This window comes from Pseudofrankia inefficax (assembly GCF_000166135.1).
GTDB classification, from domain to species: domain Bacteria; phylum Actinomycetota; class Actinomycetes; order Frankiales; family Frankiaceae; genus Pseudofrankia; species Pseudofrankia inefficax.
Genome location: NC_014666.1, coordinates 5,211,279 through 5,227,462, shown reverse-complemented (window position 1 = coordinate 5,227,462; position 16,184 = coordinate 5,211,279). Strand labels below are relative to the sequence as shown.

The window sequence follows — 16,184 nt, the reverse complement described above, 5'->3', positions numbered from 1 at the left end:
CGAGTGAAATCCTCCCAGTCGGGAGAATGACGGAGCTGGGGCGGGGCGGTGATTGTTGGGGGTTCCTGTTCGCTGCCTCCGCGCGGGCTGTTTCGATAAGGAGGACAGCATGCGCGACGCGCGAGCGGACCGGCCACCTCGCCGGGCGGAGGCCCGAGGACGCGGCGGCGCACGCCCGGACGCGGCCGGTTGACCTGACCTGGGGAGTCTGATGGGGATCGGCAGAAATGGCGCGCCGTCGCGCGGGCGAACAGCACACGCCGCCGCCCGCGTTTCCCGCCCCGCGCCCGCCGGCCTGGTGCCGGAGGGTTCGGCATGACCGAGCCCGTGCGGAGCCTGGCGGCGGACGGGGCCGGCTCCTGGGTGGAGGGCTCGTTGGAGCGCCTGCGGTCCACCGCGTTACGCGCCATGCGGACCCACGCGGACCTCGACGGGGTCTGCACCGGCTGCGGAGGCCGCTGGCCCTGCTCGATCGTGGCGCTCGCGGACAGCAACCTGGCCCTGCTCGATCAGCCAGACCTCTCCCGTGGCGCCGCCGTCGCCGCCCCGGACCGCGCCGGCCTCGCCGCGCCCCTGCCGGCGCGCCTGCCCAGGCCCCGCGCGGCCCTCGACGAGGCGATCAGCGAGCGAGCGCTGCCTCCGGACGGCGGGCCGGTATGGGCCGCCGACCGGTAGCGAGGCCGGTCCTGGCCACCCGCCGGCCGTTCCCCGGGCGCTCGCGCAAGACTGCTCGGTCGGCGCACCTCGCTGCCGCGCGGTGCCTGATCTAGCTACCGCCGGGCTGCGTCGTCACGCAGGACGACACTGGTCCAGACCTCGCCCAGGGCGTCCGTTGTCGCGCTGATCTCCGCGTCGGTGGGCGTCGGGCCCAGTGACAACAACACGTGCACGTTCATCGTGGCCATTGCGCGAGCGACGGCCCGCGCCCGTCCGCCGTCGAATCCGCGCCGCTCGGCGAGAAGCTTCGCGCCTACCGTTACCAATGGCTCCAGCAGGGTCGTGCGGGCCCGATCCACCTCGGCGTCCTCGGCGGCGGACCACCACACGGCGCGCAGCAACGTCGCGTGCGTCGTGTACATCCGCGCGGCCTCGGCGAGCGCCTCCGACCCGGCGGCCAGCGGGTCCGCCGCGCCGGACCATCGCCGCATGCTGGCGTCGAGGTCAGCGCGCAACGGCGCGACCAGCTCGCGGATCAGCTCGGCCCGGTCGGCGAAGTGCACGTAGAAGGTCTTGCGCGTCATCCCGGTCCGGCTCATCACGGAGGCAACCGTGAAGTCGGCCGCCTGCCCGCCCTCGAGGACCGCGCGCGCCGCCTCCAGGATCTCCCGCCGCGCCACGGCGGGAGTTCGCCGCACCCTGCGCTCGGGAGGCCCTCCCGCATCTACTGCCACCGTGGCATTATAGGTTGGTCCTAATGCCATACCGGCAGTAGCGCGATCCGCGGAGATCCGCGAGTCACGAAGGAAAGGGCGCCGATGACCGACCACGGGCACCACGAGGTCCTGTCCACCCCCGCCGGCCGCCGCGGGGCGCTCCGCTCCCCGGCCGTCTGGTTCTGCCTGCTGGTGGTCGCGGTCTTCGGGGTTCGAGCGGTGGCCACTCTCGGAGCCGGAGCCAGCTGGACGGCGCCCGGGACGGGCTGGCGTTCGGTCTGGCAGCTCGCGATGGTGGCGCTCGCCGCCGGCGGCCTGCTGTTCCCGCGGCGGCGGGTCTTCTGCGTCGTCGCGATTGGACTGACGTATGCCGCGGCCGCTGTGCTCGAAGCGTCCGTCAGCGGCACCATCCTGGTCGGCGCCATCCCGGTCGACATGCGCGACCGAGTGATCCATCCGCTGGTCGCGGCCCTGGCGGCCGCCTGCCTGGCCGCCCGGATCCTCCGCTCCACGCCAGGCCTGCCCGCGTCGTGACCCGGGCCGTGATCGTGGGTTTGGCCCCCGGGTGGTTGTGGGGAGCGCTGATCACCGCCACGAGCGGGCGGAAACGGCGATCACCGCGCCGGGTCGACTTTCGTGGGGCAGGCGTTAGGCCTCGTCGAGGCTGCGCAGGATCGGGTTCAGCTGGTCGTTGAGCTCGCGGACGATGACGCTCACCGCGCGCTCGGCGTGTTGCGGGATGTCCTTGTCGTGCGCGGGCAGCGGGGGCAGCTCGGCGACCGGCAGGGGCGTCTGCGCGAGAAGCACCGCGCGCAGGTATGGATGCGCGGCCGTCCGCTCGGGGGACGGTTCCACGAACTGGCCGAAGACCTGTGGCCAGTCGCGCCAGCCGCGGTCGTGCTCCCAGACGCGCGACGCGCTGAGTTGCCCCGGCCGCGGCGAGACCATCCGAATCTGGGCGTCCAGGCCACCGTCCCAGTCGCCCTGACGGCAGGAGGCGTCGAGGATCCGGCTGTGCCAGCGGACGAATCCGGGGCTCAGCCGGGGTTGCGTCGCGAGCTCCCAGGCCAGGCAGGCGAACCGGACCGGCGCGATGTCCTCGAGGGTCGGGCGGAACAGATCGCTGTTCGCCGCCACGTACGCGGCGTAGCGGCCGACGGGGTCGCTGGACTGCGCCCGGTCGTAGTCATGATCGATCCAGAAGGCGTTCCGCTCCCGCACGCCGTCCCCCTCGGGTCGCGTCGGTGCCGCTGGCAGGTCCCCTGGCGTCAACCTAGCGCCGCCTCGGCCGAGGTTCGCGCGGCGACGTCGCCGTGAGGTGATCGTAGTTGGCGGCGTTGTACGCGGACCCGGCCCGCTGGCGCCGTCGGGCGCGGATCGGCCCGCGATCGCACATCCTCCTCCGGTAACAGATCATCACCGCAGGAATGAAACGGAGTCGGGTATCCGTCTTCCCTTTCTGCGGTTCCGGTGGACTGTGATAAGCGCTGAACCGCCTCGTTTTGGGGGTCGCCGCCCGGGTCGAGGCCGGCGTGGCCACGGCACGTGAGGTCCGCCGCCGTCGATCACTCCGGCGTCGTGATCGGCCTTAGTCGCGCTTTAGAATCCGGCGTCACGATGGCAAGCATCCCCTCGGCCATTTTGTCATGACCGCATACCCCGGAGGCAGATGATTCGCTGTCAGCAGGCGGAAAGACGACCCTTCCGTCGCATGTCCCGGACCTGTGCGTTGTGGCATGTTATGTTGCCGTCGATTTGGTTCGAGGCGCATCGAGATGGCAGTTCGGCGAGCCGCGACGGAACCGTCGGAACGTCAGCTGAAAGCTAGTGGACCGAAACGCGTCGCCAGTGGGCGCTGTGGCCGTCGCGGATTCCTTGATGATAGTGGAAGCGGGGGCTTCACGCGAAACACGGAGGATTCGTGGTGCTGGTCGAACGCGGCCGTGAGTTGTCGAGCCTGACGTCTCTTCTCGATCGTCTGGTACATGGGCTGGGTGGCCTGATCGTCATCAGCGGATCGCTCGGCATGGGCAAGTCGGAGCTGCTGCTGGCCTGCGCCGAGCAGGCCGCGCAGGCCGGCGCGGTTCTGCTGACCGCGGTGGGCTCCTCCTCGGAACGCTCGCTGCCCTATGGGATTCTGGCGCAGCTGTCGAACAGCCCGGCGGGGACCCCGACGATGGCCGAGCTGGCCCGCCGGCTACAGGACGGCGTGAACGGCGATCGGGATGGACACGGGACCCGCGCCGTGACCGGAGAGGAGCCGGTGGCGCCGCGCGAGGCGGCGGTTCTCGACCTCCTGTGGACCGAGCTGCGGCGCGTGGCCGAAGGGCGGCCCGTTCTCATCGGCGTCGACGACGTGCATTTCGCCGACCCGCTGTCGCGGCAGGCGCTGCTCTATTTCCTGCGCCGGTCCTGGCCCAGTCGGACGCTTTTCGTCATTTCCGAGTCCGCGGACGCCTGGCCAGGCCATTCCGCGCTCCGGTCCGAGCTACTGCGAATGCCGCACCGATGTCGCCTGCGGGTCCGCCCGCTTTCGGCCGCCGGCGTGGCCGAGGTGGTCCGCGCGCACGTCGGTATGCCGCCGCCGAGCACGGCGGCCCGGGCGTACCGCGCCGCGACCGGCGGTAACCCGCTCTTCCTTCGCGCCCTGCTCGACGATGACCACGTCCAGGGCGACGTTCCGGCCTGGCCGAGCCTTCCGGAAGACCTACACGCCAGTGACCTGTACACGCAGGCGGTGCTGGCCTGCGTGAACGCCGGGGCCGCGCCGATGGCGGCGGTCGCGCGCGGGCTGGCCGTGCTCGGCGACGCGACCGGTCTCGACCGCGTGCTCGATCTCGACACGCCCGTCGTCGAGCTGGCCGTTCGTCGGCTGACGAGCATGGGAGTGCTCGACGGGGCCCGGTTCCGTCACCCGGCCGCACGCGCCGCGCTGCTGGACGACCTGCCGCCGCGCGAGCGGGCGCGCCTGCACCGGCGGGCCGGTCAGCTGCTGTACGAGCGGGGCGCGCCAGCCACCGACGTCGCTCGCCACGTGCTCGCCGCCGGTGGAAGCGACGAGCCCTGGGCCGGGCGGGTCCTGGTCGAAGCCGCGGCGCAGGCCTCGACCTCCAGTGACCTGGAGGGCGCCGTCGCGGCGCTCGAACTGGCCGCCGGGTCGGCCCGGCACGCGGCGCGGCGAGCGGAGCTGACGGCCAGCATGGCGAGGCTGGAGTGGCGGGCCAATCCCGCCGCCGCCGCGCGCCACCTGTCCCAGCTGACCGCGGCGGTACACGCCGGGCAGCTGTCCGGCAGCGACACCGCCGAGCTGGTCGGCTTCCTGCTGTGGCACGGCCAGCTCGACGAGGCCGGTACCCTGCTGGCCTCGCCGCCGGGCCCCGACGTCACACGGGCTGACCTCGCGGAGGTCCGCGAGTGGTCGTGGATGTCGTTCCCCTCGGTGGCCCCCGAGCGCAGCCGTGCCCTCGCGGGCAGCGCCGCGGGCGTGGGGGTATCCACGGCGGACGCCGCCGGGCGACGTCCGCCCGCCAGGACCTCCGAGCGGGCGATGCTGCTGGAGTCCGTCGTGGCCGGGCGGTTCGAGCAGGCGTCCCGGGCGGCCGAACGCCTGCTCGACGGGCTCGAGCTGGACGACGCGGGGGTCGACTCCGCGGTCGCGGCGCTCGCCGCGATGACGTTCGCGGAGCGATACGACCGGGCGTCCTACTGGGCGACCCGGCTCGCGGCGACGATGTCGACCTCGGAGGCACCGACCTGGCGCGCCCGGGTCGCCGCGGTGAGCGCGGAGCTCGCGTTCCGCAAGGGTGACCTGCCGGCGGCGCGGCGGCTCGTCGACGAGGCCTTCACCCACGTGCCGCCCCACGGGTGGGGAGTCGTCGTCGGGCTGCCGCTGGCCACCCAGGCCGCCACGGCCACGGCGATGGGTGACTACCTGCGCGCCGCCCAGGCCTTCGCGGTCAAGGTCCCGGAGACGATGTACGAGACCCGGTTCGGCCTGCACTACCTGCACGCACGGGGGACCTACAACCTGTCGCTCGGCCGGGCCAGGGCCGCGCTGGGGGACTTCCTGGCCTGCGCCCACCGGATGCGCAGCTGGGACCTGGACCATCCAGCGCTCGTGCCGTGGCGGACGGCGGCGGCGGAGGCCTATCTCAGGCTCGGCGATCCCGACCAGGCCCGCGGCCTGGCCCAGGAGCAGCTCGCGCGCTTCGGCGGGCGGTCCCGGGGGCTGTCGCTGCGGCTGATGGCCGCGCTGAGCCCCGGCCCGCGCCGCGCTCCGCTGCTGGAGGAGGCCGCCGACGTGTTCGCGCAGTGGGGCGACCGGCTGCAGCTGGCCTGGACGCTCGCCGACCTCGACCGGGCCTACCGCGAGCTCGGCAACGGCGACGAGGCGAGACACGCGCGGTCACGGGCGATGCGGGTCGCCGACGCCTGCCACGCCGCTCCGGTCGTCCAGTCGTTGCTGGACGTCCCGTCGGCCGACCCGGGCGCCGGCCGAGCGGCCGTGCCCCGCCAGCCGGTCGCGTCCGGCCCGGATCGCCCGGCCAAGGCCGCGGCCGGGATGGTCCCCCCGGCTCCCGGCGCGGCCGCCCGGCCCGTCGAGCCGGCTCGACCTGGCGGCGGCGCGCCGGCCACGCGGCCGGCGCGGGAGGACGGCTCCGACGCGCCGGCCAGGAACGCCGGGCTGGACGCGCTGAGCACGGCCGAGCAGCGCGTCGCGTTCCTGGCGGCGCTCGGCCATTCCAACCGGGAGATCGCCACGTGTCTGTTCATCACGGTCAGCACGGTCGAGCAGCATCTGACCCGGGTCTACCGCAAGCTCGACGTGCGAAGCCGCAAGGAGCTGACCGGGGCGGTGCCGACGAACGAGGACCGGTAGGCCGGCCCGCGCCGCCGCCGGCCCGCTGGAGCCCGTCCCGCTGGAGCCCGTGCTGCCTGAGCTCAGCCAAGTGCCTCCCGCACCGCGTCGACGGCCTCGGCGACGTCGCCCGGAACCTTGACCCGGACGACCGGAACCGGGAACTCGACCATGTTGTCGGCCATCGACGGTCCCGGGACCACGAGGACCGTGACCCCGAGGGCCGTCGTCGCGGCCAGGCCGTCGGGGATGCTCGCGGTGACGACGAGGTTGCGCCAGATCGCCTCCCGGACCTCGTCCGCCGTGGTGAGAGCGTGCGGCCCGAGACATGCCGCGAGCGGGACGAGCGGGTCCTTGACGTCGAGCGTCTCGACGTGGGCGCGCACGAAGTCGCTCGCGTGCCGGCGCAGCGGGCTGTGCACGGCGGCCGTCCCGCGTTCCATGACCATGATGGCTTCTGGTTCCTGGGCCGCCAGCTCCTGCAGGGCGGCCTTGTAGCCGGTGAGCACGGCCCACCGGGAGCCGTCGGAGACACGGCCGAAGTCCACGGCCAGGTAGACGTCGTCCCGGCCCTGGTAGAACCGGGTCCTGTCCTGCCCGGGCTGCTCGATGCACAGGGCGACTCCCTGCGCGGGCTCGCCGGCCGGCAGGTCCGGGATACGGCGCCGGTGCCACAGCATCCGGAACATCTGCTCGCGGCTCAGCGAGCCGACCATGCAGCTCGCGCTCGTGATGCCGAGACTCAGCGCGAGGATGGCGTCGGGCCGGACGCCGGCCTCGCCGAGCACGTCATGGACGGCCAGCTGCCCGGCGATCGACCGGATCGCCAGGGCCGCGTTGCGCGTCGCGTGGTGCTCGGGCAGCTCGCCGGCCAGCAGCTGGTCGGCGTCGAGCCCGGTCCAGTCCTGGACGTCGCGGTAGAACCGCCGGACCGAGGCGTAGGCGTCAAAGAAGGCGGCGCTGCCGTCGTCCACCTCCTCCTGTGCCCGGCTGACAAAGAATCCGACCGTCATGTGCGCGCTCCTATCGTCCGCTGGTCAGGCGAGCGGGCTGCTCGCCGTCGACGACCGTGTCGGTCAGTACGGCACGCTGCAGCTCCCGCAGGGCCGCCCCCGGCTCCAGCCCGAGCTCGCGGCGCAGCACCTCGCGAAGCTGGTGGTAGACCTCGAGCGCGTCGGCCCGGCGCCTGGACAGGTAGAGCGCGCGCATCAGCTGGCCGTAGAAGGCCTCGTGCAGCGGGTGCTCGTTCACCAGCCCGTAGAGGTCGCTGATCGCGGCGCGGTGGCGACCCAGCCGTAGGTTCGCCTCGACGCGGAGCTCGACGCATTCGAGCCGGGCTTCCTCGACCCCCACCGAGAAGGCGGTCATGACCGGCCCGTCGCTGGACAGGGGAATGGGACCGCGCCAGAGGGCCAGCGCCTCGTCGAACGTCCGCGCCGCGTCCTCGAAACGGCTCTCGGACATCGACTGGCGACCCTGGCGGACGAGGCGCTGAAAGACGGTCAGGTCGAGCTGTTCGGAGTCGAGCCGCAGGAGATATCCCGGGGGCCGGGTGACGATCGGGCCCGCCGGCCCGCCGCCGCTGTCGCCCAGCAGTTTGCGGAGATTGGATATGTAGACGTGAACGGCCGCGGTCGCCCGGCGCGGCGGCCGCTCGTCCCAGATCTCCGAGATCAGCTGTGACGTCGAGACCACCTGATTGTTGCGGATCAGTAGCACGGTCAGTAACGTCTCGACCTTCGGAGCGCTGATAGAACGGACCTTGTCCTCGTCGACGAGTCTTATGGGGCCGAGGATCTGATACTTCAGTGTTCCTCCTCCCGGCGGCGTCGGATTGGCCTGAAAGCTAGGTTCTGTCCGACGGGGCGGCAACCCCTAGGCTCCGCCCGGCGGACCTACCTGCGATAACGCGCCGAAATCGGCGGCGCTTTGTCCGCGCGCATCAATAGGGGACTCGGGGTCGGCCGCGATAGGGGTTCCGGCCCGCGCTCGGCGCCGGTACCGTCAGGCAAATTCCCGGGTTCGGCCGACGGCTCGACAGCTGCGGCCTGTTAACGATGGGTGACTACAGCGTGAAGATCTCAACCGAGGGTTCGGTTTGGCTCCGGAGTTTCCATCCCGGGCCCGCCGCGGCGACGAGAATAATCTGCTTCCCGCATGCCGGTGGTTCCGCCACCTACTACTTCGGGCTCTCCGCGGCATTGTCGCGGGCGGCCCGGGTGCTGGCGGTTCAGTACCCGGGCCGCCAGGACCGGCGGGCCGAGCCGGCGGTCGAGGACGTCGCCGAGCTGGCCGGGCAGATCGCTGGCGTGCTGAGCGACGGCCCGCTCGCCGACGTGGACGGGCCGGTGGCCTTCTTCGGGCACAGCATGGGAGCGGTCGTCGCGTTCGAGGTGGCGCGCAGGCTGGAGCACGAGGCGGGCCTGAAGGTCGACCTGCTGTTCGCCTCGGCTCGCCGCGCCCCGTCGCGGCACCGCCCCAGCTTCGTCCACCTCCGTGGCGACGCCGAGCTGGCCGCCGAGATCGCCAGGCTGGGCGGCACGGATGGCCGGCTGCTCGCGGACGACGAGGTGTTCCGGATGATCCTGCCGGCGGTGCGCAGCGACTACAAGGCCGTCGAGACGTATCGGTGGGCTCCTGGGCCGAAACTCTCGTGCGCCATCGCGGCATTTGTCGGCGACGCTGACCTGAGCACCACCGTCGACGAGGCGCGGGCCTGGGCCGGCCATACCGCGGGAGACTTCGATCTGCGCGTCTTTCCCGGCGGTCATTTCTACCTCGACGAGCACCGGACGGATGTCGTCGCGGCGATCACAAGCCGGCTCGCGGCACTTCGCTGAGGTTGTTCCCGGCGGGCCTTTGGGCCTGACTGGAGAGACCGGATCATTGACAAACGGAGTGATCAGTCCGTAGCCTTGGCTCGACTTGTCGGGGACTCGGCCAACGCCCCCCTGACGACCCTGTGGCCAGTTTCTGCGAGTTGCCTGTGAAGGGAACGAAGATGTCGATCATCGACGTGCGTGGGCTGCGTCAGACCTACCGGGCCAAGAAACTCACCGTCGAGGCGGTGCGGGGTATCGATTTCACCGTCGAGGCCGGTGAGATCGTCGGTTTCCTCGGCCCCAACGGTGCCGGCAAGACGACGACGCTGCGCATGCTCACCACCCTGCTGCGGCCGACCGCCGGCCAGGCTCAGATCGCCGGCGCGGACCTGCTCCAGAACCCGAAGGGGGTGCGGGCCCGGATCGGCTACGTCGCCCAGGCCGGCGGAGCCGACCGCAACGCGCTGGTCGCCGAGGAGCTCGTCCTGCAGGCGCGGCTGTACGGCGTGCCGGCCCGCGAGGCGCGACGGCGGGCGAGCGAGCTGCTCGCCCGGCTCGATCTGGCGGATCTCGACAGGCGGGTCGTGAAGACGCTGTCTGGCGGTCAGCACCGGCGGCTGGACGTGGCGATCGGCCTGGTCCACCGGCCGTCCCTGCTGTTCCTCGACGAGCCGAGCACCGGCCTCGACCCGCAGAGCCGCAGCAACCTCTGGGACCACATCCGGCGGCTGCGCGAGGAGCTCGGGACCACGGTCTTCCTGACCACGCACTACCTGGACGAGGCGGACGCGCTGTGTGACCGCATCCTCGTCATCGACCACGGCCAGATCGTCGCGGAGGGCACCCCCGAGGAGCTGAAGCGCAGGGTCTCCGGCGACGTCGTGACCATCGGCGTCGGCGACGAGGCCGTCGCGGCGAAGGACGTGCTGACCGGCCAGCCGGGCGTGCGCGAGGTGGTCGCCGCGGAGGACTCGGTCCGGCTGACCGTCGACGAGGGCGGCGAGGCGGTGGCCACGCTGATGAAGGTGCTGGACGGCGCCGGGGTGCGGGTGCGCTCGATCCAGCTGCACCGCCCGACCCTCGAGGACGTCTTCCTCACCCTGACGGGCCGGTCGCTGCGCGACGAGGCGGCGTGACGGCAAGGCCAAGCACGATCCGTAGCGGCACCATCCCGGAGGAGAGCCGATGTCGTTTGCCCGGACCACACTGCTGATCTTCGAGCGGTACCTGAAGATCTCGCTGAGAAACCCGGCCTGGCTGGTCATCGGTCTGATGCAGCCGGTCCTTTACCTGGCGCTGTTCGGACCGCTGCTGTCACCGCTCGGACGCGCGGGCGTCTCCGGCTTCCCGTCCGGCAACTCCTACCAGTTCTTCGTCCCCGGTCTGTTGGTGCAGCTCGGCATGTTCGGCTCGGCGTTCGTCGGCTTCGGCATCATCATCGACCTGCGCTCCGGTGTGCTGGAGCGGCTGAAGGTCACCGCGGCCAGTCCGCTGTCGCTGCTGCTCGGCCGGGTGTTGCGCGACGTCCTGGTCCTGCTGGTACAGGCGGTGCTGCTGGTGCTGGTCGGGCTCGCGTTCGGGCTGCGGGCGCCCGTGGCCGGCGTCCTGATCAGCTTCGCCATCGTCGGCGTGCTGGCGGTCAGCCTGTCGTCGCTGTCCTACGGGGTCGGGCTGAAGCTGAAGAACGAGGACGCGCTCGGGCCGGCGCTGAACCTCGTCGCCGTCCCGGCGATGCTGCTGTCCGGCATCCTGCTGCCGCTCTCGCTCGCTCCCGGCTGGCTGAACTGGGTCTCGCGGGTCATGCCGTTCCGCTACATCATCGACTCGATGCGGGAGGCGTTCCGCGGGAACTACGCCACGACGCTGATGCTGGAGGGCGCCGCCGTCTCGGTCGGACTGGCCGTGGTGTGCCTGGTCTTCGCGTCCAGGGCCTTCCAGCGCGCCTGAGCGCCGCCGTCAGGAAGGCCGCTGGCCTCCGCAGGCCGACATCGGCCCATCAGGACTCGTCCTGGTGGGCCGATTCGCGTGCGGGAACCGGCACCGGGCAGAAAGAGAGGGCCCCTCCGACCATCGGAGGGGCCCTCGGCCTGAGCGAACGGGGTGGCGCCCGGAGTGCCTACTGGCTGAACGTCATGGGCAGCACCGGCGGCGCCCAGAACGACGGCGACGGGTTGACCTCGAACTTCATGTCCGGGATCGTCCACGCCCCCGGGAACCGCTCGGCGGTCATGGTCAGCATGAGGCTCGCCTCCATCCTGGCCAACGGCGCGCCGAGGCAGAAGTGAATGCCCTGCCCGAAGCCCATGTGCGGGTTGGGGTCGCGCTCGATGTCGAACCGGTCGGGATCGGCGAACACCCGCTCGTCGCGGTGCGCGGAACCGACGACCGGAATCACCTTCTCGCCGGCCTCGATGACCTGGCCGGCGACGGTGGTGCGCACCTTCGCGATCCTGGGGGTGGAGTTCGGCGCCGGCGAGAAGTAGCGCAGCACCTCCTCGACGAGGGTGGGGACGACCTGCGGCCGGGCCCGGACGGTGTCGAGAACCCCCGGATGATGCACCACGCAAAGCATCATGTTGGCCAGCAGGTGGGCCGTGCTCAGGCTGCCCGCCATCAGCAGCATCGCGCAGAAGTCGAGCACCTCCTGGCCGGCCAGCCGCTCCCCGTTGATCTCCGCGACGGTCAGCGCCGTGACCAGGTCGTCGCCCGGGTTGCGCCGCCGGTCCTCCGCGATCTCGTCGAAGAACGTGTAGAGCGCCCCGAACGCCTGGAACGTCTCCTCGGGAATCTCGTCCATGTCCTTGCCCGCCATCGGGCCGGCGATGATGAAGGCGGCGTCCGTCCACCGCCGGAAGTCGTCGCGCCGGTCCGGCTCGATGTTGAGCAGGTCCGCGATGACCAGCGTCGGCAGCGGCGAGGCCAGGTCCGCCACGACGTCCATCTCGCCCTGGTCCGCGACCTTGTCCAGGAGCTTGGTCATCATCTCGACGACCTTGACCTCCATCTCCACGATCCGCTGGCGGGTGAAGGCAGTGGCCGCGAGCGAGCGCAGGTGCCGGTGCCGGGGCGGGTCGCTGTAGGGCAGCGGCGTGCCCGTGTCGTTGCCGGTCTCACCGTCCGGGCTGTTCGAGAAATGCTCGTGGTCGAGCAGGATCTGGCGGGTCTCGGCGAAGCGCAGGGCCCGCAGCACCCCGTCCTCGCCGCGGTGGAACGCGTCCTTCTCGCGTAGCGGTCGCGCCCAGTCGTACTGCGCGAACATCTCGTCTTTCGTCAGCAGTGCCATGACTGGCTCCTTCGTGGGCAGGCGTCGGAAGAGGCGCTGGCCGCGGAACGTCGGTGTGGCGCGGACCGGCGGTCGGGTTCGGCGGTCGGGGTTCGGCATGCTCGGCCACGGGTGGGCCGGTGGGGCGCGGCCGCCCGGGGCGGCGCGGTCTGGCGCCCGATCCAAAGCAGCCCTCCACGACGACGAGGCCGTCGTGGAGGGCTGAGGTCGGCGGATCCGGGCCGGCAGGGCTCGGGCGAGGCTCGGGCCGCCGAGCCGCCGAGCCGCCGAGCCGCCCAGGCGGCGGCGTGGTCGGTGCCTAGAGCGAGGCCTCCAGCAGCGTCGGGCGCAGTTGGGCCCGCAGCGGGCTCGCCTCGGCGTTGGGCAGCGACACCTCGGCGTCGATCGTGTGCCGCCCGACCACCGTGAGCCCGGCGCGCTCGATCTCCTTCTCCAGCACCGCCGGGGCGACCGGGTGGGTGAGCTGCGAGCCGAAGACCGTGTCGGTCACGATGCCGTTGGTGACCCGCTGGCAGAGGATGTTCACCGACCGGATCGACTCCACCGGGTCGACGTAGTTGAACACCGTGCACAGCAGCGGCGAGGTGTCGTCCTCGGTCGTGAAGACGAAGATGTTCTCGAACGGCTCGCCCTCCGTCGACTGAGGGAAGTTCACGACCGTGATGTAAAGGCGCCCGTCCGGGGTCAGGTGCTCCTTGATCCGGGCGAACGCCGAGGCGCGCTGCTCCTCGTCCAGGCTCCAGATGGCGGAGCCGCCGATGACCACGATCCCGAACTTGCGGTCGAGGCTGAACGACGTCATGTCGCCGACGACCGTCTCGGCGCGGCTCGCGAGCTCGGCGGCCGACGGCTCGGCCAGCCGGTCCTGCAGGATCTTCAGCATGTCCGGGGACAGGTCGAGCGCGGTCGTCGCGTAGCCCCACTCCAGCAGCGGGAAGGTGAGACGGCCGGTGCCGCAGCCGAGCTCGAGGGCCGGCCCCGGCCGCCCCGCGACGGCCGCCTTGAGCTCGTCGACGGCGACCGTGTCGTGCTTGGTAAGCATGTGGTAAAGCTTGGCCGCGAACGGACCATAGAGACTCTGCACGCCGTTCGCGGCGAACAGCGAGGCCACCTGGGTGGCGCTTCCCATGACCTCATCTGCGGAGACCGACATCATTGCCCTCCCGATACGGGTTGGTAGAGCGGACCGTGCGTGCTCAAAACATGGTCGTCAGGCCGGCTAAGGCACGGCTTTGGTCGTTCTAAATCGTCCGTCGACGGTTGGCCGGACAATCCCCGCGCTGAATCATCAGAGAGCGGGTATTTCAATGGCATAGCCGGCCTTGACCCATTTGCTGGCCTCGATGCTGACTCCGACGGCCCGGTCCCCGGGTGCCAGCAGCTTCAGAAGCTCCTGTAGCTGGAAGAACGCGAGCGCATTGCCGGTGTTGCCGATGTCCGTCACGCAGCTGACGTCCTGGGCGTACGGCACGGCGAGCTGCTCGAGAATGCGCGCCGTCATCTTTCCCGACAGCTGCGGTGGCAGCACGAAGTCGATGTCGGTCCGGGCCCAGCCGAGCACCGCGAGCAGCTCCTCGAACGCCTCGCAGGTCATCGTCGGCACGGCCCGCTCGACGGCCTTGAAGTCCTCGGAGACAGGCGGCAGCTCGCTGGCCCGGTCCCCCCAGCCGAACCACTCGACGACCTGGCCGGGCGCCCGCCCCAGGCCCTCCAGCCGGGTGACCACGTGGCGCAGCACCGCGGCGCCGTGGGCCGGGTGCGCGCTCAGCACGGCGGCGCCGACTCCGTCCCCGAAGAGCATGCCGTTGACCTGCACCTCCGGCGGCATCGTGAGCAGGCTCGCCGAGATGTCGAAGTGCTTGGCCGAGCTGTCGCCCCCGAGGACGAGCGCGGTGCGGTACCGGCCCGTCGACAGCAGGCGCGCCGCCAGGTCGAGGGTCTGCACGGCGCCGGTGCAGCCGGCCTGCAGCTGGTAGGTCGGCACGCCGTCGATGCCGAGCCGGTCCGCGACCATGTTCACCGTCGCCGGCATCAGCTGGTCGGGCGTCGAGGTGCTCATGACGACCAGGTCGACCTGGGCCGGGTCGGTCGCGGCGGCCTCCAGCGCCCTGCGGCCGGCCAGCTCCCCGAGGTCGACGAGCGTGTAGAGGCGCTCGCCGGTGGCCAGGTCGACCGAGAAGTGCCGGCTCTTCGTCCCCACGAACTCGTCGATCCAGTCCTGCCAGGCGCCCGGCAGGCCGAACCTCGCCGTCAGGTCCGCGTTGGTGATCGGCGGACCGGGGAGCGCCGTGCCCACCCCCAGAAGGTTGACGTCGACGTCGGTCATGAGCGGGCTGCCGCGGCGGCGTCGGTCTCCAGGGCGGCCGGCCGGTCGGATGGCGGCCCGAACCAGCGGCGCAGCGCGCCGGTCAGCCCACCGTCGGCCGCCGGGCCGGCCCACGCGATGCGGCCGTCCGGACGGACCAGGACCGCCTCCGCGGACACCCCGGGGAGCGGCTCGACGGCGACGAAGGAGACCCGGTCGGACCAGGCAGCCAGCTCGCCCGCCGGCCCCGCCGCCGCGAAGCCGAGCACGAACGCGCGCCCGTCCTGGAGAAGCCGGGTGACGTCACCGCCGTCGACGGGGGTCGTCTCGGGCAGGTCGGCGAGCCGGCGGCCCGCCAGCGGGTGATCCCCGGCGTCGGGCATCGGGTACCGCACGTCCTGGCCGCCGACCATCCGGACCAGGTACTGGTTGACCTCGTCGAAGGCGAACAGCTCGGTGAGCAGCTCGCGAAGCGGCGCCACCACCGTGAGCGGGTGCAGCAGCGCCACCTGGGCCAGGGTCGTGCTGCAGGCCCGCGCGCCGACCGGGTGCCGCTCGTCGTGGTAACTGTCGAGGAGATCCTCGGGCCCGGTGCCCGCGAGCACCGAGGCGAGCTTCCAGCCGAGGTTGACGGCGTCCTCGACGCCGGTGCTGAGCGCCTGGCCGCCGAGCGGGAAGTGGACGTGCGCGGCGTCGCCGGCCAGGAAGATCCTGCCGGCCCGGTAGCGGTCGGCCTGGCGCGTCGCGTTGAACCAGCGGCGCATCCAGCGGGGCGTGCCGATGTCGAGTGGCCGGCCGGTGAGAGCCTCGACGCTGGCCCGCAGCTCGGGGACGGACACCGGTGCGTCGCGGTCGACCGGATCGACCCCGAACTCGGCCGTGACCAGCCGCAGCCCGGCCTCACCCGTCGGGGCGAGGGCGAAGACGCCGGCCGGGTACTCGCGGGTCCCGAAGTAGTGCCACAGCTCGCTGTCCTCGTCCATGCCGAACTCGAGCTCGGCGACGATCCCGTGGAAGGGGTACTCGACGCCGGGGAAGCCGATGCCGGCCAGCCGGCGCACGGTGCTGTCCGCGCCGTCGCAGCCGACCACGTAGTCGGCCTCGAGGGACGAGGGTCCGGCCGCCGAGCGCAGCTCCAGCCGGACGGCGCGCTCGTCCTGATCGACCGCGACGAGCTCCTCGCCACGCCGCACCTCGACGCCGAGGTCCACCGCCCGGCGCGCGAGTCGCGCCTCGACGACGGTCTGCGGCATCAGCATGTTGTTCCGGTGCGGGGAGGCTAGCCTGGTCGGGTCGAGCGCCAGGTGGGCGAAATGCGCCGCGGGCCATTCCAGCCCCTGGTCGAACACCTCCGCCAGCAGCCCGCGCTGTTCCAGCAGGTCGACGACGGTGCCATTGATGGCCATTCCCATCGACTCCTCGCGGGGTCGCGGAAGGCGGTCGAGCGTCACGGTTTCCACGCCGGCCAGCGCCAGTTCACAGGAAACCATGAGCCCGACCGGGCCGGCACCGACGACGACAACTTTTCCTGCCATGAGGGGTC

General features: G+C 71.8%; 14 protein-coding genes. 6 read left to right on the top strand and 8 right to left on the bottom strand.

Annotation, left to right across the window (positions count from 1 at the left end; translation table 11 throughout):
- Positions 1–315: 315 nt before the first annotated feature.
- A complete protein-coding gene (locus FRAEUI1C_RS21175; protein ID WP_013425384.1) occupies positions 316–675 on the top strand; it encodes a hypothetical protein in 360 nt (119 codons plus the stop codon).
- A gap of 95 nt (positions 676–770) precedes the next feature.
- On the opposite strand, the gene FRAEUI1C_RS39690 is transcribed toward FRAEUI1C_RS21175, so the two are convergent.
- Positions 771–1,391 (bottom strand): TetR/AcrR family transcriptional regulator, encoded by a 621-nt coding sequence (locus tag FRAEUI1C_RS39690; protein ID WP_157735000.1) that lies wholly within the window; start codon positions 1,389–1,391, stop codon positions 771–773.
- 84 nt (positions 1,392–1,475) lie between these two features.
- On the opposite strand from FRAEUI1C_RS39690, the gene FRAEUI1C_RS39685 reads away from it, so the two are divergent.
- Positions 1,476–1,907 carry a hypothetical protein gene (locus FRAEUI1C_RS39685; protein WP_013425382.1) on the top strand — a complete coding sequence of 144 codons (432 nt, stop codon included), beginning with the start codon at positions 1,476–1,478 and terminating at the stop codon, positions 1,905–1,907.
- 114 nt (positions 1,908–2,021) lie between these two features.
- Here the strand turns inward: FRAEUI1C_RS39685 and FRAEUI1C_RS21160 are convergent, their stop codons facing one another.
- A complete protein-coding gene (locus FRAEUI1C_RS21160; RefSeq protein WP_013425381.1) occupies positions 2,022–2,594 on the bottom strand; it encodes a hypothetical protein in 573 nt (190 codons plus the stop codon).
- Between the two features lie 703 nt (positions 2,595–3,297).
- Between FRAEUI1C_RS21160 and FRAEUI1C_RS21155 the strand changes: the two genes are divergently transcribed.
- The gene (locus tag FRAEUI1C_RS21155) at positions 3,298–6,252 is read left to right on the top strand and encodes an AAA family ATPase (protein WP_198318613.1); all 2,955 of its coding nucleotides are present in this window, start codon (positions 3,298–3,300) and stop codon (positions 6,250–6,252) included.
- A 62-nt stretch (positions 6,253–6,314) separates the two neighbouring features.
- Here FRAEUI1C_RS21155 and FRAEUI1C_RS21150 read toward each other — a convergent pair whose 3' ends face one another.
- Together FRAEUI1C_RS21150 and FRAEUI1C_RS21145 are read right to left on the bottom strand one after the other, a co-directional pair.
- Positions 6,315–7,244: an acyltransferase domain-containing protein gene (locus tag FRAEUI1C_RS21150; RefSeq protein WP_013425379.1), complete on the bottom strand. Its 930-nt coding sequence runs from the start codon at positions 7,242–7,244 to the stop codon at positions 6,315–6,317.
- 10 nt (positions 7,245–7,254) lie between these two features.
- Complete coding sequence (locus FRAEUI1C_RS21145) at positions 7,255–7,983, bottom strand: AfsR/SARP family transcriptional regulator (protein WP_269724421.1); 729 nt, start codon at positions 7,981–7,983, stop codon at positions 7,255–7,257.
- Between the two features lie 320 nt (positions 7,984–8,303).
- Here FRAEUI1C_RS21145 and FRAEUI1C_RS21140 point away from each other — a divergent pair, with 320 nt between their 5' ends.
- The 3 genes from FRAEUI1C_RS21140 (at position 8,304) to FRAEUI1C_RS21130 (ending at position 11,000) form a co-directional block, all read left to right on the top strand.
- The gene (locus FRAEUI1C_RS21140; protein ID WP_232425068.1) at positions 8,304–9,071 is read left to right on the top strand and encodes a thioesterase II family protein; all 768 of its coding nucleotides are present in this window, start codon (positions 8,304–8,306) and stop codon (positions 9,069–9,071) included.
- A 161-nt stretch (positions 9,072–9,232) separates the two neighbouring features.
- Positions 9,233–10,189, top strand: a complete 957-nt coding sequence (locus FRAEUI1C_RS21135; RefSeq protein ID WP_013425376.1) for an ATP-binding cassette domain-containing protein — start codon at positions 9,233–9,235, stop codon at positions 10,187–10,189.
- Between the two features lie 49 nt (positions 10,190–10,238).
- The gene (locus FRAEUI1C_RS21130) at positions 10,239–11,000 is read left to right on the top strand and encodes an ABC transporter permease (RefSeq protein WP_013425375.1); all 762 of its coding nucleotides are present in this window, start codon (positions 10,239–10,241) and stop codon (positions 10,998–11,000) included.
- A 169-nt stretch (positions 11,001–11,169) separates the two neighbouring features.
- Here FRAEUI1C_RS21130 and FRAEUI1C_RS21125 read toward each other — a convergent pair whose 3' ends face one another.
- From FRAEUI1C_RS21125 to FRAEUI1C_RS21110, 4 genes are all read right to left on the bottom strand, one after another.
- On the bottom strand, positions 11,170–12,336 hold the full coding sequence (locus FRAEUI1C_RS21125; protein ID WP_013425374.1) for a cytochrome P450: 1,167 nt from the start codon (positions 12,334–12,336) through the stop codon (positions 11,170–11,172).
- A gap of 298 nt (positions 12,337–12,634) precedes the next feature.
- On the bottom strand, positions 12,635–13,489 hold the full coding sequence (mpaM, locus tag FRAEUI1C_RS36545) for a daptide-type RiPP biosynthesis methyltransferase (RefSeq protein ID WP_013425373.1): 855 nt from the start codon (positions 13,487–13,489) through the stop codon (positions 12,635–12,637).
- A gap of 135 nt (positions 13,490–13,624) precedes the next feature.
- Complete coding sequence (locus FRAEUI1C_RS21115; RefSeq protein WP_013425372.1) at positions 13,625–14,662, bottom strand: 3-oxoacyl-ACP synthase III family protein; 1,038 nt, start codon at positions 14,660–14,662, stop codon at positions 13,625–13,627.
- Positions 14,659–16,176: an FAD-dependent monooxygenase gene (locus FRAEUI1C_RS21110; protein WP_013425371.1), complete on the bottom strand. Its 1,518-nt coding sequence runs from the start codon at positions 16,174–16,176 to the stop codon at positions 14,659–14,661. The genes FRAEUI1C_RS21115 and FRAEUI1C_RS21110 overlap by 4 nt, the downstream gene beginning before the upstream one ends.
- Between the last annotated feature and the right edge of the window lie 8 nt (positions 16,177–16,184).

What these genes read in the sequence shown, in the direction of transcription:
- FRAEUI1C_RS39685 (WP_013425382.1), top strand. Translation starts at nt 1,476, where the DNA reads ATGACCGACCACGGGCACCACGAGGTCCTGTCCACCCCCGCCGGCCGC.
- FRAEUI1C_RS21110 (WP_013425371.1), bottom strand. Translation starts at nt 16,176, where the DNA reads ATGGCAGGAAAAGTTGTCGTCGTCGGTGCCGGCCCGGTCGGGCTCATG.
- FRAEUI1C_RS21175 (WP_013425384.1), top strand. Translation starts at nt 316, where the DNA reads ATGACCGAGCCCGTGCGGAGCCTGGCGGCGGACGGGGCCGGCTCCTGG.
- FRAEUI1C_RS21125 (WP_013425374.1), bottom strand. Translation starts at nt 12,336, where the DNA reads ATGGCACTGCTGACGAAAGACGAGATGTTCGCGCAGTACGACTGGGCG.
- FRAEUI1C_RS21115 (WP_013425372.1), bottom strand. Translation starts at nt 14,662, where the DNA reads ATGACCGACGTCGACGTCAACCTTCTGGGGGTGGGCACGGCGCTCCCC.
- FRAEUI1C_RS21150 (WP_013425379.1), bottom strand. Translation starts at nt 7,244, where the DNA reads ATGACGGTCGGATTCTTTGTCAGCCGGGCACAGGAGGAGGTGGACGAC.
- mpaM (WP_013425373.1), bottom strand. Translation starts at nt 13,489, where the DNA reads ATGTCGGTCTCCGCAGATGAGGTCATGGGAAGCGCCACCCAGGTGGCC.
- FRAEUI1C_RS21135 (WP_013425376.1), top strand. Translation starts at nt 9,233, where the DNA reads ATGTCGATCATCGACGTGCGTGGGCTGCGTCAGACCTACCGGGCCAAG.
- FRAEUI1C_RS21130 (WP_013425375.1), top strand. Translation starts at nt 10,239, where the DNA reads ATGTCGTTTGCCCGGACCACACTGCTGATCTTCGAGCGGTACCTGAAG.